Source organism: Nitrincola tapanii, from assembly GCF_008368715.1.
Classification (GTDB): Bacteria; Pseudomonadota; Gammaproteobacteria; order Pseudomonadales; family Balneatricaceae; genus Nitrincola; species Nitrincola tapanii.
In genome coordinates this window covers 49,087-71,363 of the sequence record NZ_SMRS01000009.1, presented here as the reverse complement: position 1 = coordinate 71,363, position 22,277 = coordinate 49,087, and the positions used below count along the sequence as shown (strand labels likewise).

Below are 22,277 nucleotides of genomic sequence, written 5' to 3'. Positions count from 1 at the left end.
TTCACATGGAACATGCCTGAATCTCATCCAAAGGAGGCTAAGGATGTCATCTTCTCAAGCTGATACAACGCAAAAGGTTCACTCGGCGCTGCTCTTACCCGTGTTTATTCCCGCCGTAGTCGTGATTGCCTTAATGGTGATCGGTACCATGTCCAACCCCACCCTTGCAGGTGAGCTGTTTGCACACACGCTTGCCTATATTACACAGAGTTTCGGCTGGTTCTATATGCTTGCCGTTGCGCTCTTTTTAATTTTTATTGTGTCCATCGCTTTTACCCGCTGGGGACAAATTAAATTAGGCCCGGATCATGCCGAACCGGAATACAGCTTTTCAGCTTGGTTTGCCATGCTCTTTTCCGCCGGTTATGGCATCGCCTTACTATTTTTTGGGGTAGCTGAACCTGTTTTGCACTATGCATCTCCTCCAGAAGGGAGCCCAGAAACCATTGCCGCGGCTAAACAAGCGATGCAGATTGCTTTTTTTCATTGGGGTTTTCACATCTGGGCGATCTATGGTTTAGTCGGCCTCTGCTTAGCTTATTTTGCCTTTCGCCACGGCCTTCCTCTGTCGATGCGCTCTACGCTCTACCCACTCATCGGTGAGCGGATTCATGGCCCGATTGGCCACACTGTCGATACCTTTGCAATTCTCGGCACTCTCTTTGGGATCGCCACCACGCTTGGCCTCTCCGTTGCCCAAATTAATGCCGGCCTTAATTATCTTTGGCCCAGTATTCCGGTGAGCACCAACGTACAAATCCTTTGTATCCTGGTCATTACAGGCTTAGCGATTCTTTCCGTTGCCGCAGGGATGGATAAGGGTGTCAAACGCCTCTCTATTCTGAATATCCTGCTGGCGATCGCCCTCATGTTATTTGTATTCATAGTCGGGCCCAGTATTTTTATTCTTGAGACTTTCCTCGAAAACACCGGCAGTTATCTAAGTAACATCGTCGAACGTACTTTCAGTTTACAGGCCTATGTGGCCAGTGATTGGATCGGTAACTGGACACTGTTCATCTTTGGTTGGACCATCGCTTGGGCACCCTTTGTCGGGCTGTTTATCGCCAAAATCAGCCGAGGCCGTACCATTCGCCAGTTTGTTGTCGGGGTGATGCTGGTGCCAACGATTTTTACCTTCTTTTGGTTTTCTGTCTTTGGTGATACCGCCCTGCATTTGATTATGAAAGAGGGCTACACCGCTTTAATTACAGAGGTGCAAAATGACCATGCCATCGCTCTGTTTAAACTTTATGAACGCCTGCCTCTGACTTCGATCGTAAGCTTTGTGACAGTGGTATTAATTATCACCTTCTTTGTGACCTCATCCGACTCCGGTTCCTTGGTGATTGATTCCCTAGCCTCTGGAGGCGCGTTGAAAACCCCAGTTTGGCAACGCATCTTCTGGGCCAGCACCGAAGGCTTAGTCGCAGCAGCTTTATTACTCGCGGGTGGTCTCAGTGCCTTACAAACCGCATCAATCGTCAGTGCTTTGCCTTTTGCCATCATTATGTTGATCGCTGCTTTGGGTATGTGGCGAGCATTGATTATTGAAGGGCACCATGAAGTCAGTTTGCAAAACCCTATGCAAAGTCGTCAGAGTGTTAAGCAAGGGCCGGGGTTCTGGAAAAAACGCCTGGCGAATCTAGTCGACTTTCCAGCCCGCAGTGATGTAGAAAACTTTATCCGCAGCACGGCTCTGGAAGCGATGCAGAAGGTGGAATCTGAGTTACAAGAAAAGGATTGGCCCGCCGAAGTCAGCTTTGATGAAGCCAACTGCCGCGTCATCATTCAGGTGATTAAGCAGGATCAAATGGAGTTTATCTACGAGATTCGCTTACGTGGTTATGCTATGCCAGGTTTTGCTTATCCAGAGATGGATAGAGATCCGGATGGAGATGAGCACTATTACCGCGCGGAAGTTTTCCTACGTCGAGGCGGTCAAGCCTATGATGTCTATGGATATGATCGCCAGGATATCATCAGTGACATCCTCGATCAGTTCGAAAAGTACTTCCACTTTTTACACAACTCTCCTGGTATTCTGCCGTGGAAAATGGAGGCGCATGACGATCAGCTCATTACGGAAGAGGAGGTGGAGGTGGAGACTTTGCATCATGAGCCTGAAACGGATGCCACATCGGTGGACACTGATAAACCTAGCCACTCAACTAGGCTAGAGAACTGATCCAAAAGCTCAGAAACAACGGTAAAGACAGGTTTAAAGTGATGAGTTTGAGTCTAATATCCTGTGTCTGTACCACATCTAATTTGGTTTAAACGTGATCTGCGTTTACAGGATCATCCCGCTTTACAGGCCGCCTCTAAAGAGGCGGCCTCGATTTTTTGTTTTTATGTGTTTGAACCCTCTTTGCTTGAAGATCCTCACTATGAGACACGTCATTTCCGCTTTATTGTGCAAAGCTTGGAAGATCTGTCACAAAGATTAGGTGCTTTTGGGCACAAGCTCTGGGTTTTCTGGACAGAGATCGAACCTCTTCTCCAGGCATTTAAACAAGATTTTGGTCAGTTTCGACTCTTTAGTCATGAAGAGATTGGACTGGCTAAGAGCTTTCAAAGAGATCTTCGGGTTAAACAATGGTGTCAACAACAGGGCATACTTTGGCTGGAGTTTCCACAATTTGCAGTACAGCGTGGCACACAAGGACGATGCGGTTGGCGGCGCTTTGCCGATCAGTTTTTTGCACAGCCCTTGGCACAGGTCGATCTATCACAACTTCGTCCAACCCATCTGGTTCCTGAGGCTCAAGCGCAGAACTATCTCTGTCGTGCTTTACCTAAGTCCTGGTTGCAAAAGCCTGCTTCCTTTCAAGCGGGAGGTGAAACGGCAGCCTGGCAAAGAGTCGATCAATTTTTTCGCCATCATTTGTGTCATTACGCACACCATATCAGCCAACCCGAAGCCAGTTTACAAAGCTGCTCAAGACTCAGCCCCTATCTGGCTTGGGGCAATCTTTCCCTTCGCCAACTCTTGAAAAAGCTGAATCGGCAGGCCCATAGCCATCATCGCTCTGCGCTCGAATCACGCCTACGCTGGCACTGCCACTTTGTGCAAAAGTTTGAATCAGACTGCCGCATGGAGTTTGAACCCTTAAATCCCGCTTTTATCCCTCTGCTGGCACAGGCGCGAGCTGAACGTATCCGGAGTGAAACAGCGGATTTTGAAGCCTGGTCACAGGGACAGACCGGTTATCCACTGGTGGATGCCTGTATGCGTGCTTTATTGGACACCGGGTACTTGAATTTCCGCATGCGCGCTATGTTGGTCAGTGTGGCCTGCCATCATCTACAACTCGACTGGAAAGCGGTGGCTGAACATCTCGCTCGCTGCTTTCTCGATTTTGAACCTGGCATACATTATCCACAGATTCAGATGCAAGCCGGCCTCACCGGATTTAACACTCTGCGGATCTATAATCCTTTACAGCAATCCCTGAAACAGGATGCTCAAGCCCATTTTATTCAACGCTATCTACCTGAATTAAAAGAATTACCTCTACCACTTCAACATCAACCCTGGTTGATCACACCACTGGAAGCCTTGATGTATAAAAGCCATGATTCAACAGGATGTTCAAATACTTATCCAGAATTTTATCCACAGCGATGCTTTGATCATCTCTTGACTGGAAAAGCCGCACGCGAGCGTTTATGGCAGTGGAAATCCTTACCTCAAGTCAAAGCGTATCTTCCGCAACTTCTTCACAATCAAGTCAGTCAAGATGATTAAAAAGCAGCATCTACCGGAAAAAATCTGTGTTGTGTGCCAACGTCCCTTTCGTTGGCGGAAAAAGTGGGCCAAAGTCTGGCTGGAGGTACGTTATTGTAGCGAAGCTTGTCGTCGAACACGTCGAACCTCGGTCTCGGTAAAGGAGATAGAAGATGGCGCGTGAACTGCGTTTGATTCTCGGAGATCAGCTCAATGCTCGGCACTCTTGGTATCGGCAAGTGGATTCTGATGTGCTGTATGTGATGGCGGAACTGCGCCAAGAAACGGATTATGTGGTGCATCATGTACAAAAAGTCTTGGCTTTTTTTGCGGCCATGCGCAAATTCAGCCAAGCGCTGAAAACAGCAGGCCATCAAGTACTCTATTTAACTCTCGATGACACTCAGGATTGGCCCGATCTTCTCCAGGGGCTGGCCCAACTCTGTGCAACGCATAAGATCAAAAGCCTCAGATATCAAGCCCCCGATGAATACCGCTTGGATCAGATGTTGAGCCGTTTACCCGGGTTACTAGACGCTGAAGTCTTCATGGATGACACCGAGCATTTTCTGACCTCACGTGATGCTTGGCAGAACTATCCCAATAGTCGCATGGAGTTTTTTTATCGAGCTCTGCGCCGCCACTACCGTGTCTTGCTGGATGAAGCGGGCCAACCGCTCGGTGGACGCTGGAATTTTGATCAGGAGAATCGTCATAAACTGCCGGCGAAACAGCCTTTACCTTCACCTTTACTCTTTGATGAAGATGTTACGGAACTGCATGATCAACTTCAACGCCACGCCATTCAAACGCTGGGACAAGTAGACCCAAAACATCTGATTTGGCCGTTAACCCGCAAAGACGCTAAACATTTATTCCAATTTTTCTTGGAACACTGTTTAGCCAATTTTGGGCGTTATCAGGATGCCATGACCGATCGTGGCTGGAGTCTGTTTCACAGCCGTCTTTCCTTCTGTTTGAACACAAAAATGCTGCATCCACTCGAAATCATTCAAACGACAGAAAACTATTGGAAGACACATCAAGAGCAGATCTCTCTGGCTCAGGTCGAAGGCTTTATCCGCCAAATCCTCGGCTGGCGAGAATATGTGCGGGCCCTCTATTGGGAAAAAATGCCCGATTATGCGGAGATGAATGAGCTGGCGGCAACACGTCCTCTGCCCGAATTTTACTGGCATGGAAAAACGCATATGGCTTGCATGGCACAAGCCATTCAACAGTCACTTGAACACGCCTACGCTCACCACATTCAACGCCTCATGCTGACCGGAAATTTTGCTTTACTCGCCGGTATTCATCCAGATCAAGTAGATGCTTGGTATCTCGGGATCTACATAGATGCAATCGAATGGGTTGAGCTGCCCAACACACGCGGGATGAGTCAATTTGCCGATGGTGGATGGATTGCCAGCAAACCCTACGCCGCTTCCGCCAATTATATTCACAAGATGAGTGATCACTGTGCAGGCTGTCACTATGACCATAAACGCAAAACGGGACAGGGCAGCTGTCCTTTTAACAGTCTGTATTGGCATTTTTTGCACAGGCATCGTGATCAATTCTGCAAAAATCCACGCCTTGCTCTGACTTACGCCAATTGGAATAAGTTTTCCACCTCCGAACAAGAAGCCATTCTGGCAACCGCAGAGACTTATCTACAGCAGCTGGATCAACTTTGATCCGGCTGTATCGCTCACATCTCCGCTTTTGACTCTGTTTTTCCATCCTAAAGCCTGGCAAACGCAGGTCATTTTCCCAATATCTGCATTAAAAACCATCTGTGTGCAAATATTTTTATAAAATTATCAACTTTTTATTCACAGAATTAAAAAAACAAAAATCAAGTATAAATTATTGATATTTAATCATTTATTATCTTAATGATTCCCATCATACCAAGCTTTACAACAGGTTATTCACAAGAATAAAACAGAATTTATTTACACACAGGCTCTTGTGGGCAAACTGTATAACTTAACAAGGACAATCGGATGAGCAATCTGTGGATAAATGAGCCTGTTGATAACCACCCTATTTATCAACAAACCATCCCCAGCTGCTCTACATGTCCACAGGGGGGATAAATACAGAAGCATACATAGTCTAATTCATTGTTATGAATAGAAAAAAAAGCCTTTTCCTCAGATTTTTGGGGGCTTAATAATCATCACAAACATAATCTTCTTTTCATATACATCTTAATTTTCTTTATTTAATCATCGTAAGTAAGAATTGGTTATTTTTTGAGCATTTCTTCTCTGTGCGCTCAGGGGTATACTTAGCCGCTTCGAAAAACCGCTCAAGAATGGGCTTGTAGACCAAGGGTGAAATGAATGGTGGACTATCCTGACCACTTTGATGTGATTGTTATAGGCGGCGGACATGCCGGTACTGAAGCGGCCTTAGCCTCGGCTCGATTGGGAGCTAAAACGCTGTTACTGACACATAACATCGAAACTCTTGGACAGATGTCCTGTAATCCCGCCATCGGGGGCATAGGAAAGAGTCATCTTGTACGTGAAATTGATGCCTTAGATGGCGCGATGGCGCGTGCAACAGATCTAGGCGGCATTCAATTTCGAGTTTTGAATGCGCGTAAAGGCCCTGCGGTACGAGCAACACGTGCACAAGCCGACCGTTTACTTTATAAAGCCGCCATTCGTCAGATGTTGGAAAATCAGCCGAATCTGCAAATTTTTCAGCAGGCGGTAGATGATTTAGTTTTACAAGGCGATCAGGTACAGGGGGTCATCACCCAGAGTGGTCTGAAGTTCTATGCGAAAAGTGTGGTACTGACGGCAGGGACTTTCTTAGCGGGTCTTATCCATATTGGCTTGGAAAACTACCAGGGAGGACGTGCCGGTGATCCACCTTCCGTCCGTTTAGCTCAACGTCTGCGTGAATTACCTTTCCGTGTGGATCGTTTAAAAACCGGCACTCCGCCGCGTATCGATGCGCGCAGTGTTGATTTCTCCAAGATGCAGGCTCAACCCGGTGATACCCCGACACCGGTGATGTCTTTTATGGGCAAGGTCAGTGATCATCCTGCTCAAATAGATTGTTACATTACACACACCAATGCACGTACACATGAGATCATTCGTGACAATCTTGATCGTTCACCCATGTACAGCGGAGTCATCGAAGGGATAGGTCCGAGATACTGCCCATCTATTGAAGATAAAATTCATCGTTTTGCCGATAAAGAACAGCATCAGGTGTTTATTGAACCTGAGGGTTTGACCACCCACGAACTTTATCCAAATGGCATCTCAACAAGCTTACCTTTTGATGTACAGCTGGATTTAGTGCGTTCCATCCGCGGCTGTGAGCAGGCATTTATTACACGCCCAGGTTATGCGATTGAGTATGACTTTTTTAACCCTCAGGATCTAAAACCCACACTGGAGACACGCTTTATTCAGGGCTTGTTCTTTGCAGGTCAAATCAATGGTACCACGGGTTATGAAGAAGCCGGTGCACAGGGTTTGTTAGCCGGACTGAATGCCGCTCGCCAAGCTCAAGAACGAGAAACCTGGTCACCTAGACGCGATGAGGCTTACATCGGTGTGCTCGTTGACGATTTGATTACACTGGGCACATCTGAGCCTTACCGGATGTTTACCAGCCGTGCGGAATATCGATTGATCTTGCGTGAAGATAATGCCGATATGCGACTGACAGAAAAAGGACGTGAGCTAGGGTTAGTGGGTGAGGAACGCTGGCGCTATTTTGAACAGAAACGCGAAGCTATCGAGTTAGAATCTCAGCGTTTGCGCAGTACCTGGATCCACCCCGACAGTCCTGAAGCGGAACAGATCCATCACAAACTGAGTAGCCCGATGCAGCGCGAATATGCCCTGGCTGATTTGATTAAGCGTCCTGAACTGACCTATGCCGATATTGCTGATTTGAAGGGACAGGCTGTTGCCGATACTGCGGTGGCTGAACAAGTGGAAGTTCAATTCAAATATGCCGGTTATATTGAGCGTCAGCGCGAAGAGATTGAGCAGATGCGTCGTCAAGAAAATACGCGTATTCCTGAAGGCTTTGATTATGCTGCCGTCAGTGGGTTATCGAATGAGTTGCGCTTAAAGCTCAGCGCCATTCAACCCTTAACCTTGGCTCAGGCTTCACGTATTCAGGGTATGACACCGGCGGCTTTGTCATTACTTCTGGTGTATCTGAAAAAACAGCAGATGACGCAAAAAATGGCACAGGTGGCACCCTGAATGGAGGCGTTAAAAGCTCAATTAGCGGCAGGCATATCAGCGCTTGGATTAGCCATTTCTGCGCCTCAGCAGGACTCTTTGTATCAATATTTATGCCTGCTGATGAAATGGAATCAGGCCTATAACTTGACGGCAGTGCGCGATGCTTCGGAGATGGTCAATCGCCATCTTCTTGATAGTTTATCGGTCTTACCTTATGTACAGCCGCAAGGGAGGTTGTTGGATGTCGGCAGCGGTCCCGGTTTACCGGGCATCCCTTTGGCCATCTGCTATCCCGAACTTAAAGTCACCACCTTGGACAGCAATGGCAAAAAAACACGCTTCCAACAACAGGCGAAATTTGAACTGGGTTTAGAGAATCTTGAGGTGGTACAAAGTCGAGTTGAAAAGCTGGTTAGAGAACCTTTTGATCAGGTGATTTCACGGGCTTTTGCATCCTTAGAAGATATGTTGAATTGGAGTGGCCATCTCTGTGCGCCGTCAGGCGTATGTTTGGCCATGAAAGGGGTGTATCCTGAACAAGAATTGCAAGCGATCCCTCAGGGATTTGCACTGAAAGCCTGTCACTCCTTAGCGGTACCGGGTACACCAGGCGAGCGCCATCTTTTGATCTTAGGGAGAGCCTGAAGTGGCGAAAATTCTGACCATCACCAATCAGAAAGGCGGTGTGGGTAAAACCACCACCTGTGTCAATCTGGCCGCTTCACTCGCAGCCACGAAAAAACGTGTCTTGATGATTGATCTGGATCCGCAGGGAAATGCGACCATGGGCAGTGGAGTGGACAAACACACTCTACAATCTTCTGCTTATGAAGTGCTGATGGGCGAAAAAAGCGTTGAGGAGAGCCTCATCACAGGCCTGCCTTGTGGTTATGATCTGTTGGGCGCGAATGGAGATCTCACGGCAGCTGAAGTTGAGCTATTACAGCTGCCGCGTCGTGAATTTCGCTTAAAAATGGCACTGATGCCAGTGATGGATCGTTATGATTTTATTCTCATCGATAACCCCCCTTCATTAAATTTACTTACGGTGAATGCGCTTTCCTCCTCCTCAGGTGTCATCATCCCGATGCAATGTGAATACTATGCTTTAGAGGGGATCAGCGCGTTAATCGGCACCATCGAGAAAATTAACAAACGCTTGAATCCGATGCTCAAAATCGAAGGGATCTTGCGCACCATGTTTGATCCACGGATGAGTCTGACCAAAGATGTATCCGCCCATTTGGTCGAGTACTTTGGAGATAAGGTGTATCGCACGGTGGTGCCAAGAAATGTTCGCCTTGCCGAAGCGCCTAGCCACGGTATGCCCGTGCTCCAGTATGACAAACACTCACGTGGAGCCCTCGCTTATTTAGCCTTGGCCGGTGAGTTAATTCGTCGCACTGAACATTCTCAGCAGGACTTAGAAGAAACTCTGACTGACGCACAGGAATCTGCTTAATTATGGTCATTAAAAAACGTGGCCTCGGACGTGGCCTGGATGCTCTATTATCTGGCTTGAGTGATGAACCTGCTGTCAGCCTGACCCCAGAAACGCAAGAACAGAAGAGTGCTGAAGCCAGTCGCGCATCAGACCTGTGTTATTTAAGTTTGAATCAGATCGAAAGAGGCCGTTACCAGCCACGTCGTGATATGTCACCCCAAGCTCTGGAGGAGTTGGCTGAGTCCATCCGCCAACAGGGGGTGATGCAGCCGATTATTGTGCGTCCCATTGCCGAGCAACAGTATGAAATCATCGCCGGTGAAAGGCGCTGGCGTGCCGCCGGTATTGCAGGTTTACAGCAGATTCCGGTGCTCATTCGTGATGTCCCAGATGAAGCCGCGATTGCTATGGCGCTGATCGAAAATATTCAGCGTGAAAATCTAAATCCAATGGAAGAAGCGATAGCGCTCCAGCGCTTACAGCAAGAGTTTGGATTAACTCAGCAGGCTGTCGCTGATGCAGTAGGTAAATCACGCTCCACCATTGCCAATCTTCTGCGTTTGATGCAACTCGAAGATCAGGTTAAGGAGTGGTTAGAGCGCGGTGACCTGGATATGGGTCATGCTCGTGCATTGTTAACCTTAGTGCCTGAGCAACAGGTGGAATTAGCGCGGTGCGTGATTGCAGAAGCCTTGTCAGTACGCGAAACTGAATTGCGGGTGAAACGTTTGCAGCAGGGTGAATCGGCCTTAGCACCTAAAGCGAAACCCCCAGTTGGCAATGCTTATCAAGATCTGTCGGGAAGTTTATCGCGTTTGCTGGCCGCCCCAGTGAAAATATCTGCCAGTGCTCAGGGCAAAGGGCAGATCAGTATTCGTTTCAGTTCTGATGAGCAGCTTGAAGCGATCTTACAGCATCTTCAGAAGGGTATAGAATAACTGCTGCCTCGGGCCAAGAAGCTTAAGACCTTAGTGCTAGAGCGGTGATACAGCTGTTGAGTCAGCAGGGTATAACCCCTATAATCGCCCGACTGAAAAGACTGCGACCCAAAAATGATACAACAGGATCGACAGAAATTGATGAACACTGCAGGTCTTGGTTTAGGCCAAAGCAAACAAAACCAGCAGTTGTCACGAAGTCAACTGCAAGTGCATCTTCTGCAACTTGCACTGACTAGCGCGATATCCTTGTTGTTGATGCTGAAAGACTTTACCTCAGCCTATTCAGCATTTATTGGTGGCCTGCTCTATATCATTCCAGCCGCCTGGTTCAGTCTAAGAGTGTTAGCGAAAGGTCAGTTGAGATCACCAAAGCAGATCTTAGCCAATGTATACACAAGTGAAGTGGGGAAAGTGCTGTTAGCCATCGCCCTCTTCAGTCTGACCTTTGCATGGGTCAGTCCGTTGAATGGGTTTGCCCTGTTCACCACCTATATTCTGCTGCAGCTATCCGGTTGGTATTTGCAGTTAAAAATGAATAACCGATTCCAAAAACTTTGACTGAGAGTAACTGAGAATGGCAAGCGAAAACCCAACATCCTCAGAATATATATCCCATCACCTAAGTAATTTGACCTTTGGTAATCACCCTGTCGATGGCTGGGGATTTGCTGGAGGCCAGAAAGCGGCTGAGATGGGTTTCTGGGCGATCCATGTCGATACCATGTTCTTTTCAATCTTAACCGGTGTGTTCTTCATCTGGTTATTCAAGAAAGTTGCTGATGCTGCCGTGAGTGGTGTGCCAGGTAGCTTGCAGAACTTCGTAGAAGTAGTGATTGAATTTGTACAGGACAACGTTAAGAGTATTTTCCATCACAATAATCCGACTATAGCGCCTCTGGCGTTGACGGTGTTTGTCTGGATCTTCTTGATGAACCTGTTGAAACTGATCCCAGTTGACTTCATTCCTTATATTGCCGGTGAAATGGGTCTTCCTTACTGGAAAATCGTACCGACCACCGACATCAATGCCACTTTGGGCATGAGTTTCAGCGTCTTTTTCTTGATCATCTATTACAGTATCAAGGTGAAAGGCGTGAAAGGTTTTGCTGCAGAGCTCTCATTGCAGCCATTAGGTAAATACTTCATTCCGTTCAACCTCTTCCTAGAGTTGGTTAACCTGTTTGCTAAGCCGGTTTCTCTGGGGCTGCGTTTGTTCGGAAACATGTATGCAGGCGAAATCATCTTTATCCTGATCGCGCTCTTGCCGTTCTGGATTCAGTGGGTGCTTTCAGTACCCTGGGCGATCTTCCATATCCTGGTAATCGTTCTGCAGGCGTTTATCTTCATGGTTCTGACTATCGTTTATATGGCGATGGCGCATGATGAGCACGAGCACTGATCTACTGGTCAGTGCTGAACTTAAAAACTGGTTTTCATTTAACTTTAACCTTTGAAAATGTTGGAGAAAAAAAATGGCTGAACTGCTGTTTATCGCTGTTGCTCTGCTACTGGGTCTGTCTGCACTGGCTGGTGCTCTGGGCGTAAGTTTGCTGGGTGGTAAGTTCCTGGAAGGTGCTGCACGTCAGCCTGAGCTGGTTCCTCTGCTGCGTAGCCAGTTCTTCATCGTCGTCGGTCTGGTGGACGCGGTTCCGATGATCGGTGTAGGTATGGCACTGTACATGCTGTTCGCAGGTTGATAGCCGGTAATTATACCTTTGGGGCTGGCCTTAGGGTCTTAACCATACAAATCAACCGCGAGGGGTAATGGCGTGAATATTAATCTCACCATCATTGGTCAGGCCATAGCGTTCGCGATCTTTGTCATGTTCTGCATGAAATATGTATGGCCGCCGATTACGGCTGCCATGGCAGAGCGTAAGAAGAAGATTGCCGAAGGTTTGGATGCAGCTGATCGTGCTGAACGTGATCTGAAACTGGCTCAAGAGCGAGTGGCAGATGATCTGCGTGAAAGCAAGATCCAGGCTGCTGCCATCATTGAACAGGCCAACAAGCGCGCTAACCTTATCATCGAAGAAGCAAAAGAACAGGCTCGTGTTGAAGCTGAGCGCGTGAAAGCCGCTGCTCAAGCCGAAATCGAGCAGGACATTAACCGTGCGAAGGAAGCTCTCCGTGCACAGGTTGCAGTCCTGGCTTTTGCTGGCGCTGAGAAGATTTTGGAAGCCTCTGTTGACCAAAAAGCACATGTCAAGCTAGTTGAAAAACTGGCCGCTGAGCTTTAAGCGAGGTTTATGATGGCTGAACTCAACACAATCGCACGGCCTTATACCAAAGCAGCGTTTGAGTTTGCGCTGAATAAGGGCGGCCTCGATCAGTGGTCAGAAATGCTCTCATTTACAGCGGTCGTTGTGAATGACAGCGAAATGAAGCGAGTTCTTGGAACGCCTTCACTGAGTGCGGAACAGAAAGCACAGCTGATCATCTCAGTCTGTGACAAAAAACTAGACGATGCAGGTAAGAACTTTATTTATCTGCTGGCTGAAAATCAGCGTCTGGCTCTGCTTCCCAAAATTTCAGTACAGTTCGACCAGCTCAAAGCTGAGCATGAAAAGTCAGTCGATGTTGATATGACGACTGCTTATGAGTTGGATCCGCAACTGGTTGATACACTGGCTCAAGCACTGCGCTCCAAACTGGGACGCGAAGTCAAAATTACTTCTCAGGTGGATCAGTCCATTCTGGGAGGAATCATCCTTCGCGCAAATGACCTTGTGATCGACGGTTCGGTTCGCGCGAAATTGGCGAAACTGGCCGAAGCGATGAATTCCTGAGTATGGGGAATAACAATGCAGCAACTGAATCCATCTGAGATCAGCGAGATTCTCAAGAAGCGCATCGAAAAACTGGATGTGTCTTCTGAAGCCCGTAATGAGGGCACAATCGTAAGCGTATCTGATGGTATCATCCTGATTCACGGTCTGGCCGATGTAATGTACGGCGAAATGATCGAGTTCCCAGGTGGTATCTATGGTATGGCTCTGAACCTTGAGCGCGACTCTGTCGGTGCTGTGGTTCTGGGTGATTATCAAGGTCTGGTAGAGGGCATGACTGCTCGCTGCACAGGTCGTATTCTTGAAGTACCTGTGGGTCCTGAACTGCTTGGCCGCGTTGTTGACGCGCTGGGTAACCCGATTGATGGTAAAGGCCCAATCAATACCAAACTGACGGATGCTGTTGAAAAAGTAGCACCGGGCGTAATTGCTCGTAAGTCAGTTGATCAGCCTGTACAGACAGGTCTGAAGGCAATTGATGCGATGGTACCGGTTGGACGTGGTCAGCGTGAGTTGATCATCGGTGACCGTCAGGTTGGTAAATCAGCAATCGCGATCGATGCGATCATCAACCAGAAAGGGACTGGCATTAAGTGTATCTACGTCGCCGTAGGTCAGAAGCAGTCTACTATCGCTAACGTGGTACGCAAACTGGAAGAGCACGGTGCAATGGATCACACCATTGTTGTCGCTGCCGGTGCTGCAGATCCAGCATCTATGCTGTTCTTAGCACCTTATTCTGGTTGCACCATGGGGGAGTACTTCCGTGATCGTGGTGAAGACGCCCTAATCATTTATGATGACTTGACTAAGCAGGCTTGGGCGTATCGTCAGATCTCCCTGTTGCTGCGTCGTCCACCAGGACGTGAAGCTTATCCAGGTGACGTGTTCTATCTCCATTCTCGTCTGCTTGAGCGTGCTGCTCGTGTAAACGAAGATTATGTTGAGAAGTTCACGAATGGCGAAGTTAAAGGCCAAACAGGTTCTCTGACAGCTCTGCCTGTAATCGAAACTCAGGGTGGTGACGTTTCGGCGTTCGTACCAACCAACGTAATTTCGATTACCGATGGCCAGATCTTCCTAGAGTCTGATCTGTTTAACTCCGGTATCCGTCCTGCGATCAACGCCGGTCTGTCTGTATCCCGTGTAGGGGGCGCCGCTCAGACTAAGATCATCAAAAAGCTGGGTGGTGGTGTGCGTCTGGCATTGGCACAGTACCGTGAGTTGGCGGCCTTTGCTCAGTTTGCTTCCGATTTGGACGAAGCAACCCGCGCACAGTTGGAGCACGGTCAGCGCGTGACAGAACTGATGAAACAGAATCAGTACTCACCGATGTCTGTAGCGGAAATGGGCTTGAGCCTGTTTGCGGCCAACGAAGGCTACCTGAAAGATGTAGAACTGAACAAAATCAGTGCGTTTGAATCTGCTCTGATCTCTTTCTTCAACAGCGAATATGCTGATCTGATGAAGTCGATCAATGCTTCCGGTGATTTCAACGATGAAATCTCTGCGAAATTCAAAGCTGGCATCGATAAGTTCAAATCTACCCAGACTTGGTAATCACTCGAAAAGTCATAGACTTTTCTGAGTATGCGAGTCTACATCCTAAACGGGTGTAGACTCTTAGACTGAGTTAGGATCAGAGGCGGAACTTATGGCAGTCGGAAAAGAGATTAAGACACAGATTGCGAGCATCGGTAGCACACGCAAGATTACCAGCGCCATGGAAATGGTGGCTGCGTCAAAAATGCGTAAAGCTCAGGATCGCATGAAAGCTTCCCGCCCGTATGCAAACGGTATCAAGGGGGTTATCCAGCATTTGGCAACGGCCAATCCTGAGTATAACCATCTGTACATGCAAGAACGTGAAGTGAAACGCGTGGGTTTTATCATCGTTTCTACGGATCGTGGTTTGTGTGGCGGTCTGAACGTCAACACGTTCAAAACAGCTGTCAGTGCTATGAAAGAGTACCATTCACAGAATGTTGAGATTGATATCTGTGCACTGGGAAATAAAGCGATTACCTTCTTCAAGAACTTCGGTGGCAACGTTGTTGCTGCAAAAGGGCATCTGGGTGATACCCCTGAATTGGCGGACCTGATTGGTTCTGTCAAGGTGATGCTAAATGCCTTTGAAGAGGGCAAGCTGGACAAGATATTCATCGTCTCTAACGAGTTCGTGAATACCATGACCCAGAAGCCGACAGTTGAGCAGATCCTGCCAGCGAAAGCGAGCGAAGACGAAAAAGATGAACGGCTCAATCGCAGCTGGGATTACCTTTACGAGCCCGATGCAAAAGAGCTTCTCGAAGCACTTTTCATTCGCTACGTAGAATCTGTCGTCTATCAAGCGGTTATTGAGAACATTGCCTGTGAGCAGGCAGCGCGAATGCTAGCGATGAAGAACGCAACAGACAACGCGGGCAATTTGATCGACGAGCTGAAGATGGTTTACAACAAAGCTCGTCAGGCAGCGATTACTCAGGAAATTTCTGAGATCGTTAGCGGTGCTGCTGCTGTTTAATACAGTGAACAGGTTTAAACGTTAAGAGGATCCGAACATGAGTAGCGGACGTATTGTTCAGATTATCGGTGCGGTTGTCGACGTGGAATTCCCACGCGATGCCATTCCGAAGGTTTATGATGCGCTGAGCGTCACGAAAACCGGCCTGACACTTGAAGTTCAGCAGCAGCTGGGCGACGGGTTAGTCAGAGCAATTGCAATGGGTCAGACTGAAGGCGTGAGCCGTGGTCTGGACGTTGTGAACACAGGTGCCCCAATTTCTGTTCCAGTGGGAACAGCAACTTTGGGCCGTATTATGGACGTCTTGGGTAACCCAATTGACGAACAGGGCCCGATTGGTGAAGAAGAGCGCATGCCGATTCACCGTAAAGCCCCTTCCTATGCGGATCAGTCAGCTTCCAACGATCTGTTGGAAACCGGCATCAAAGTTATCGACCTGGTTTGCCCCTTCGCGAAAGGTGGTAAAGTCGGTCTGTTCGGTGGTGCAGGTGTAGGTAAAACCGTAAACATGATGGAGCTGATCCGTAACATCGCGATTGAGCACAGTGGTTTCTCTGTGTTCGCGGGTGTGGGTGAGCGTACTCGTGAAGGTAACGACTTCTACTACGAGATGAAAGAGTCCAACGTATTGGACAAAGTATCTCTGGTTTACGGTCAGATGAACGAACCACCAGGAAACCGTCTGCGCGTTGCTTTGACGGGTCTGACCATGGCGGAAAAATTCCGTGATGAAGGTCGTGACGTTCTGTTGTTCGTTGACAACATCTACCGTTACACCCTGGCGGGTACTGAAGTGTCTGCACTCTTAGGTCGTATGCCTTCAGCAGTAGGTTACCAGCCAACTCTGGCGGAAGAGATGGGCGTTCTTCAGGAGCGTATCACCTCTACCAAAGTCGGTTCTATCACGTCTATCCAAGCGGTATACGTACCTGCGGACGACTTGACTGACCCATCACCAGCGACCACCTTCTCCCACTTGGATGCGACAGTCGTACTGTCACGTCAGATTGCGGAATTGGGTATCTATCCGGCTGTAGATCCACTGGATTCTACTTCACGTCAGCTGGATCCGCTGGTTATCGGCCAGGAGCACTACGAAGTTGCTCGTAATGTTCAGGGTGTGTTGCAGCGTTATAAAGAGCTGAAAGACATCATTGCGATTCTGGGTATGGACGAACTGTCTGATGAAGACAAGCAAACCGTATCTCGCGCACGTAAAATTCAGCGTTTCCTGTCTCAGCCGTTCTTCGTAGCGGAAGTATTTACCGGTTCACCAGGAAAATACGTTCCTCTGAAAGACACCATCAGTAGCTTTAAAGGCATCCTGAATGGTGAGTACGACCATATGCCTGAGCAGGCGTTCTACATGGTCGGTGGAATCGAAGAAGCGATTGAGAAAGCCAAGGGCATGAAATAAGTTCTGGCGGAACCTTATTAAGAGGTAATCAACATGGCTGTAACTGTTCAATGCGAAATCGTCAGTGCGGAAGAAGAGATCTTCTCTGGTCTGGTCGAGTTCGTTTCAGTGACAGGTAGCCTGGGTGACCTGGGTATTATGCCCGGTCACACTCCGCTGTTAACGGAACTGAAACCAGGCCCGATCGAACTGCGCAAGCAGGGTGGCGAACAGGACGTGTTTTATGTGTCCGGTGGTTTCATCGAGGTGCAGCCCTTCAAGGTCACGGTATTAGCAGACACGGCTCTGCATGCTAAAGATCTGGATGAAGCCGCAGCTCTTGAAGCTCAGAAGCACGCACAACATGCGATTGCAGACAAGTCAGGCGAGTTCCAGTACTCACGTGCGGCAACTCAGCTGGCAGAAGCAGCAGCACAGCTGCGTACCCTGCAGCAGATCAAGAAAAAGCTCGGCAAATAAGTCGAACTTTGATTGCATACAAAGCAGCCTTCGGGCTGCTTTTTGCGTTTTAGCTCCCAGCTCAGCGGGTTTCTGGTAAAATCTTACATCCATTCTACACACTGGGTCTTCACTCATGTCTATCGATGTTATCGTTCTTGCGGCCGGACAGGGAAGCCGGATGAAGTCTACCCTACCCAAAGTGATGCATCCGCTTGCGGGCCAACCCTTGTTACGCCATGTGCTGAACAGCGCTGCACAACTACAGGATGCACGTCTGCACCTGGTGGTGGGCCACGGTGGTGATCAACTGGTGGACTACATTCAGAGCGAAACAATCAGTGCGCAACCTATTCAGATTGCCTGGCAGCGTGAGCAATTAGGCACTGGCCATGCGGTCGCTCAAGCCTTGCCTGCTTGTGCTAAAGATTCCGTCGTGTTGATTCTGTATGGGGATGTGCCTTTAACACCGTCGTCACTCTTAAACTCAATGGTAAGTGTGGCTCAGCAGGGTGATCTTGCACTCTTAACTGTAAATCTTGCAGACCCCGCGGGTTACGGACGTATTTTGCGCAGTCCGGTGGGGGATGTGGTCGCGATTGTTGAGCATAAGGACGCTACCGATGCACAAAAGGCAATTGCTGAGGTGAATACCGGCATTATGGCAGTTAAGGCCGAGGCTTTAGCCGACTGGTTGCCGCGCTTGTCAGCCAACAACGCGCAGGGTGAATACTATCTCACGGATATCATTGCTATGGCTGCGGAAGAAGGAGTGCGTATTCGGGCATTACAGCCGCAAGCGGAAGAGGAAGTTCAGGGCGTGAATACGCGCAGTCAATTAGCGGCTCTGGAGCGTTGGTATCAAATGCGTCAAGCGCAAGCTTTGATGGCGGCAGGTGTGAGTCTGGCGGACCCACAGCGCTTTGATCTAAGAGGATCACTCAAGCACGAGATAGATATCAGTATTGATATTAACTGTGTGTTCGAGGGTGAGGTGATTTTAGAAGAAGGGGTTGTCATAGGTCCAAATTGCCTGATACGTAACAGCCATATAGGTGCCTACACACGCATTGAAGCGAATAGCGTGATTGAAGGCGCGCAAGTAGGTGCTCAGGCAACGATTGGGCCCTTTGCGCGCTTACGTCCGGGTACGGATTTAGCGACTCAAACCCGTATTGGTAATTTCGTGGAAGTGAAGAAGTCTGTTATAGGTCGGGGCAGTAAAGTGAATCATCTCAGTTATATCGGAGATGCCCAGATAGGTTCAGAGGTGAACATCGGTGCGGGTACCATTACCTGCAACTACGATGGTGTGAATAAGTCTCTGACTGAGATAGAAGACGGAGCCTTCATCGGCTCCAACACCGCTCTGGTTGCACCGGTTAAAGTGGGTGCAAATGCCACCGTAGGGGCAGGTTCCACTTTAAATAAAGCGGTCGAAGCTGGGCAATTAGCTGTGGCGCGTGCGAAACAACGTAACCTAGACAACTGGACGCGTCCAACTAAGCGCGAAAAATAAGGAGCAGGGCATGTGTGGAATCGTCGGTGCGATCGCTGTTAGACCGGTTGCTGAGATTTTATTAGAAGGATTACGTCGTCTTGAGTATCGCGGGTATGACTCTGCGGGTATGGCGTTGCTGAATACACAGGGTATTACACGTGTACGTCGGGCTGGTAAGGTGCAGGCACTAGCAGATGCGCTTGCGCAGGAGCCGGTTATCGGCAACTTAGGCATCGCTCATACCCGTTGGGCGACTCATGGCAAACCCACTGAAGCCAATGCACATCCACACATGTCTGGCGCGGAGTTAGCTGTAGTGCATAACGGTATCATTGAAAACTACGAGGTGATTAAGGCAGCGTTACAAGCTCAGGGATATGTGTTCAGTTCCGACACGGATACTGAGGTTGTCGCGCATCTTTTGGATTTGAATTATCGGCAAAGTGGCGAGCTCTACACAGCCTTACGCGCCACCTTAGCAGAGCTAGAAGGTGCCTTTGCTCTGGGTATTATGCATCGTCAACAGCCCGATAAATTGCTGGCGGCACGTAAAGGCAGCCCTCTGGTAATAGGTGTGGGCATGGGGGAAAACTTCATCGCTTCAGATCAGCTTGCCCTTTTGCCCGTGACAGATCGTTTTATGTTTTTGGAAGATGGTGATATTGCAGAGCTGAGCTGTAGCGGCATTAAAGTTCATGACGATCAAGATCATGCCGTGGAGCGTGCTGTCCATCTTTATGAGCACACAGGTGCTGCTGCGGAGAAAGGCCCGTTTAAGCATTTTATGCTGAAAGAGATCTATGAGCAGCCACAAGTGATGCGCCAAGTACTGGAAGGGCGCGTTTACAAGGATCATCTTCTGGAACAGGCCTTTGGTGTCGCTGCCGCCGAGGTTTTTGATCAAGTCAAAAGCGTGCAACTGCTCGCCTGTGGTACCAGTTATCATGCGGGGATGGTGGCACGTTATTGGATTGAAGAGTTAGCGGGTATTCCTTGCCACGTGGAGGTTGCCAGTGAGTTTCGTTATCGTTCAGTGGTGATACCGCAAGACACTTTATTAATTTGTTTGTCTCAGTCGGGCGAAACAGCAGATACGCTGGCTGCTTTGCGTGAAGTCAAAGGACGCGTTTTATCTTCGCTGGCAATCTGTAATGTTCCAGGCAGTTCGTTGGTGCGTGAAACCGATCTGTCTTTGATGACCAATGCGGGTCCTGAAATAGGCGTTGCTTCGACTAAAGCTTTTACTTCACAGTTGGTGGCGTTAATGCTGACCACTTTGGCCTTGGCTCGACGGCATGGTTTAAGCTCAGAGCAGGAGGCGGAGATAGTTCAGAATCTGTTAGCGCTGCCTGAGCAGATGCAAGATCTCCTCAAACTCGACTCACAAATTGAGGAGATGAGCCAAGCCTTTGCTGAAAAACATCATACTCTCTTTTTAGGTCGAGGTAGCCTCTATCCAGTCGCGATGGAAGGCGCATTAAAGCTGAAAGAGATTTCTTATATTCATGCGGAAGCTTACCCAGCCGGTGAGTTGAAACATGGCCCTCTGGCCTTGGTGGATAAAGAGATGCCGGTGGTTGCGGTCGCTCCAAAGAATTCGATGCTGGATAAATTAAAAGCCAATCTGCAGGAAGTCCGCGCGCGCGGGGGTGAGCTCTTTGTGTTCAGTGGCGATCGACAAAGTATTCAGCAGGAAGAAGGGATCAGTGTGATTTCACTACCCCCAGTCTCACGCTTGATGGAACCGATTTTGTATACTCTGCCACTTCAGTTGTTGTCGTATCATGTCGCTGTGATTAAGGGAACGGATGTGGATCAACCGCGCAATTTAGCGAAATCGGTTACCGTTGAGTAGTGCTGGACTCAAGCAGTCAAAAACCTAAGGCCAGTGCTCACCCACTGGCTTTTTTCTGTCTAGAAGAGAGACTGAGGCGGCTAGTCGTTATCGAACCAGCGCTCCTGATCGACATAAGTGGCTAAGGCTTCTTCTTCACGCTTCTTTTCGATAGCACGTCTGGCTTCAAGAAGGCGTTTGGAGGCCAATTGCTTACGACGATTTTTCTCTTCGATGTCATAGCCCACTAAGAGGTCGAATACTTCGGTCTCGATAGGGTTGAGATCCTGCTCAGCGCGTATCAGCATAGTCTAGGCTCCGATCTGTTTTGCAGATATGGACGATGCTTTAGGGATGTTTAAAGCATCTTGCTGTAAAAAGTCCCAGATCATTTTTTAACCGATTCTGCGACGGATTACAAACATCCAAACGAACAAATTGAGCTTAGATTACGCACGGCGTGTGACGAACAGATGACTTGGAAATCAATTCTTTGTTGCCTTAATCATTGTTATCTGACTGGCGACGAGTGGGTAACAAACGATCATTTTGGCGCAGACTACGCAGGCTGCGTTTGATGGTTTTGAGATGATCAAAAAGTGCCGGGCCGAGTTTCATGGCAACCCCAACGGCTAAAATATCGATGACCACAAGATGGACAACACGTGAAGACATAAGGGTGCTGAGATCCTTATCCTCTTCCACATCCACATGAATAGGAATGGTGGCCAGATCGGCAAGCGGCGTGGTACCCGGGCAAAGGGTAATCACAGTCGCCCCTGTTTCCTTTACCAAACGCACAGTATGCAGCAGATCTTTGGTGCGTCCCGTTTGTGAAATCGCCACCACCACATCACCCTGACGTAGCGTGACAGCAGAAATGGTCTGCATATGTGGGTCTGAATAAGCGGCTGCAGACACCATCAAGCGATAAAATTTATGCTGTGCATCCGCACAGACCGGGGCCGAAGCCCCAAAGCCATAGAATTCAACACGATTCGCTTTGGCTAAAGCATCGATGGCTTCTTCAAGCGTTTCGGGATCGAGTTGTTCACGAATATTGATGAGATTACCGATCATCGAATCAAAAATTTTCTGTTTAAACTCTATGACGGTGTCTTTTGAGTCCATCGAAAATTTTTCGAAGCTGGCGTTGCTGGCCAAACCCTGGGCTAGGGTGAGTTTAAAATCCTGGAAACCGTCATAATTGAGCGCACGACAGAAACGCACGACCGTCGGCTCACTGACATTGGCTTCTGAGGCCAAATCCACAATGCGCATATGAATGACATCGTTAGGATTCGCCAGCACATAATCAGCGACCTTTTGCTCTGATTTGCGTAGTTTTTCTCGCGAATCTGCGATGGATTTCAGGAGATTGAAGGAGTTCAATTCATATACCCGTGAGTTCATTCAAGCCAGCA

Annotated in this window: 21 protein-coding genes; 19 read left to right on the top strand and 2 right to left on the bottom strand. The window is 48.6% G+C overall.

Annotation, left to right across the window (positions count from 1 at the left end; all coding sequences use genetic code 11):
* The first annotated feature begins 43 nt into the window (after positions 1-43).
* The 19 genes from E1H14_RS11960 to glmS all read left to right on the top strand — a co-directional run bounded on the left by E1H14_RS11960 (position 44) and on the right by glmS (position 20,874).
* Complete coding sequence (locus E1H14_RS11960; RefSeq protein ID WP_149391716.1) at positions 44-2,188, top strand: BCCT family transporter; 2,145 nt, start codon at positions 44-46, stop codon at positions 2,186-2,188.
* Positions 2,189-2,251: 63 nt separating this feature from the next.
* On the top strand, positions 2,252-3,751 hold the full coding sequence (locus E1H14_RS11955) for an FAD-binding domain-containing protein (protein ID WP_149391715.1): 1,500 nt from the start codon (positions 2,252-2,254) through the stop codon (positions 3,749-3,751).
* Entirely contained in the window at positions 3,744-3,914 is a 171-nt protein-coding gene (locus E1H14_RS13375; RefSeq protein ID WP_149391714.1) for a DUF2256 domain-containing protein, read from the top strand. Before E1H14_RS11955 ends, E1H14_RS13375 begins: the two co-directional genes overlap by 8 nt.
* Positions 3,904-5,430, top strand: coding sequence for a cryptochrome/photolyase family protein (locus E1H14_RS11945; RefSeq protein WP_149391713.1), 1,527 nt, complete (start codon positions 3,904-3,906; stop codon positions 5,428-5,430). Before E1H14_RS13375 ends, E1H14_RS11945 begins: the two co-directional genes overlap by 11 nt.
* 657 nt (positions 5,431-6,087) lie before the next feature.
* Positions 6,088-7,983, top strand: coding sequence for a tRNA uridine-5-carboxymethylaminomethyl(34) synthesis enzyme MnmG (gene mnmG, locus E1H14_RS11940; protein WP_200834103.1), 1,896 nt, complete (start codon positions 6,088-6,090; stop codon positions 7,981-7,983).
* Positions 7,984-8,610: a 16S rRNA (guanine(527)-N(7))-methyltransferase RsmG gene (gene rsmG / locus E1H14_RS11935; protein ID WP_149391711.1), complete on the top strand. Its 627-nt coding sequence runs from the start codon at positions 7,984-7,986 to the stop codon at positions 8,608-8,610. It begins immediately after the preceding gene.
* Position 8,611: 1 nt separating this feature from the next.
* Positions 8,612-9,427, top strand: coding sequence for a ParA family protein (locus E1H14_RS11930; protein ID WP_149391710.1), 816 nt, complete (start codon positions 8,612-8,614; stop codon positions 9,425-9,427).
* A 2-nt stretch (positions 9,428-9,429) separates the two neighbouring features.
* Positions 9,430-10,347, top strand: coding sequence for a ParB/RepB/Spo0J family partition protein (locus E1H14_RS11925; RefSeq protein WP_149391709.1), 918 nt, complete (start codon positions 9,430-9,432; stop codon positions 10,345-10,347).
* A 141-nt stretch (positions 10,348-10,488) separates the two neighbouring features.
* On the top strand, positions 10,489-10,908 hold the full coding sequence (locus E1H14_RS11920; RefSeq protein ID WP_160142062.1) for an ATP synthase subunit I: 420 nt from the start codon (positions 10,489-10,491) through the stop codon (positions 10,906-10,908).
* 16 nt (positions 10,909-10,924) lie between these two features.
* On the top strand, positions 10,925-11,749 hold the full coding sequence (atpB, locus tag E1H14_RS11915) for a F0F1 ATP synthase subunit A (RefSeq protein ID WP_149391707.1): 825 nt from the start codon (positions 10,925-10,927) through the stop codon (positions 11,747-11,749).
* 73 nt (positions 11,750-11,822) lie between these two features.
* Complete coding sequence (gene atpE, locus E1H14_RS11910; RefSeq protein ID WP_036520659.1) at positions 11,823-12,047, top strand: F0F1 ATP synthase subunit C; 225 nt, start codon at positions 11,823-11,825, stop codon at positions 12,045-12,047.
* 72 nt (positions 12,048-12,119) lie between these two features.
* Positions 12,120-12,590 (top strand): F0F1 ATP synthase subunit B, encoded by a 471-nt coding sequence (locus E1H14_RS11905; RefSeq protein ID WP_149391706.1) that lies wholly within the window; start codon positions 12,120-12,122, stop codon positions 12,588-12,590.
* Positions 12,591-12,602: 12 nt separating this feature from the next.
* Positions 12,603-13,139: a F0F1 ATP synthase subunit delta gene (locus E1H14_RS11900; RefSeq protein WP_149391757.1), complete on the top strand. Its 537-nt coding sequence runs from the start codon at positions 12,603-12,605 to the stop codon at positions 13,137-13,139.
* Between the two features lie 15 nt (positions 13,140-13,154).
* Positions 13,155-14,699 carry a F0F1 ATP synthase subunit alpha gene (gene atpA, locus E1H14_RS11895; RefSeq protein ID WP_149391705.1) on the top strand — a complete coding sequence of 515 codons (1,545 nt, stop codon included), beginning with the start codon at positions 13,155-13,157 and terminating at the stop codon, positions 14,697-14,699.
* Between the two features lie 94 nt (positions 14,700-14,793).
* Positions 14,794-15,663, top strand: a complete 870-nt coding sequence (gene atpG / locus E1H14_RS11890) for a F0F1 ATP synthase subunit gamma (protein WP_149391704.1) — start codon at positions 14,794-14,796, stop codon at positions 15,661-15,663.
* Positions 15,664-15,700: 37 nt separating this feature from the next.
* A complete protein-coding gene (gene atpD, locus E1H14_RS11885) occupies positions 15,701-17,080 on the top strand; it encodes a F0F1 ATP synthase subunit beta (protein WP_149391703.1) in 1,380 nt (459 codons plus the stop codon).
* A 33-nt stretch (positions 17,081-17,113) separates the two neighbouring features.
* Positions 17,114-17,539, top strand: coding sequence for a F0F1 ATP synthase subunit epsilon (locus tag E1H14_RS11880; RefSeq protein ID WP_149391702.1), 426 nt, complete (start codon positions 17,114-17,116; stop codon positions 17,537-17,539).
* A gap of 115 nt (positions 17,540-17,654) precedes the next feature.
* Positions 17,655-19,037, top strand: a complete 1,383-nt coding sequence (gene glmU / locus E1H14_RS11875) for a bifunctional UDP-N-acetylglucosamine diphosphorylase/glucosamine-1-phosphate N-acetyltransferase GlmU (protein WP_149391701.1) — start codon at positions 17,655-17,657, stop codon at positions 19,035-19,037.
* A 10-nt stretch (positions 19,038-19,047) separates the two neighbouring features.
* Positions 19,048-20,874, top strand: coding sequence for a glutamine--fructose-6-phosphate transaminase (isomerizing) (glmS, locus tag E1H14_RS11870; RefSeq protein ID WP_149391700.1), 1,827 nt, complete (start codon positions 19,048-19,050; stop codon positions 20,872-20,874).
* Positions 20,875-20,954: 80 nt separating this feature from the next.
* Here the strand turns inward: glmS and E1H14_RS11865 are convergent, their stop codons facing one another.
* Entirely contained in the window at positions 20,955-21,161 is a 207-nt protein-coding gene (locus E1H14_RS11865; protein WP_149391699.1) for a PA3496 family putative envelope integrity protein, read from the bottom strand.
* 193 nt (positions 21,162-21,354) lie between these two features.
* The gene (gene hexR / locus E1H14_RS11860) at positions 21,355-22,245 is read right to left on the bottom strand and encodes a transcriptional regulator HexR (RefSeq protein WP_200834102.1); all 891 of its coding nucleotides are present in this window, start codon (positions 22,243-22,245) and stop codon (positions 21,355-21,357) included.
* Positions 22,246-22,277 lie beyond the last annotated feature (32 nt).

Coding starts and splice junctions, on each gene's coding strand:
- E1H14_RS11925 (WP_149391709.1), top strand. CDS start 9,430: ATGGTCATTAAAAAACGTGGCCTCGGACGTGGCCTGGATGCTCTATTA.
- glmS (WP_149391700.1), top strand. CDS start 19,048: ATGTGTGGAATCGTCGGTGCGATCGCTGTTAGACCGGTTGCTGAGATT.
- E1H14_RS11865 (WP_149391699.1), bottom strand. CDS start 21,161: ATGCTGATACGCGCTGAGCAGGATCTCAACCCTATCGAGACCGAAGTA.
- E1H14_RS13375 (WP_149391714.1), top strand. CDS start 3,744: ATGATTAAAAAGCAGCATCTACCGGAAAAAATCTGTGTTGTGTGCCAA.
- atpE (WP_036520659.1), top strand. CDS start 11,823: ATGGCTGAACTGCTGTTTATCGCTGTTGCTCTGCTACTGGGTCTGTCT.
- atpA (WP_149391705.1), top strand. CDS start 13,155: ATGCAGCAACTGAATCCATCTGAGATCAGCGAGATTCTCAAGAAGCGC.
- atpB (WP_149391707.1), top strand. CDS start 10,925: ATGGCAAGCGAAAACCCAACATCCTCAGAATATATATCCCATCACCTA.
- atpG (WP_149391704.1), top strand. CDS start 14,794: ATGGCAGTCGGAAAAGAGATTAAGACACAGATTGCGAGCATCGGTAGC.
- E1H14_RS11960 (WP_149391716.1), top strand. CDS start 44: ATGTCATCTTCTCAAGCTGATACAACGCAAAAGGTTCACTCGGCGCTG.
- E1H14_RS11880 (WP_149391702.1), top strand. CDS start 17,114: ATGGCTGTAACTGTTCAATGCGAAATCGTCAGTGCGGAAGAAGAGATC.
- E1H14_RS11900 (WP_149391757.1), top strand. CDS start 12,603: ATGGCTGAACTCAACACAATCGCACGGCCTTATACCAAAGCAGCGTTT.
- atpD (WP_149391703.1), top strand. CDS start 15,701: ATGAGTAGCGGACGTATTGTTCAGATTATCGGTGCGGTTGTCGACGTG.
- glmU (WP_149391701.1), top strand. CDS start 17,655: ATGTCTATCGATGTTATCGTTCTTGCGGCCGGACAGGGAAGCCGGATG.
- E1H14_RS11920 (WP_160142062.1), top strand. CDS start 10,489: ATGAACACTGCAGGTCTTGGTTTAGGCCAAAGCAAACAAAACCAGCAG.
- rsmG (WP_149391711.1), top strand. CDS start 7,984: ATGGAGGCGTTAAAAGCTCAATTAGCGGCAGGCATATCAGCGCTTGGA.
- E1H14_RS11945 (WP_149391713.1), top strand. CDS start 3,904: ATGGCGCGTGAACTGCGTTTGATTCTCGGAGATCAGCTCAATGCTCGG.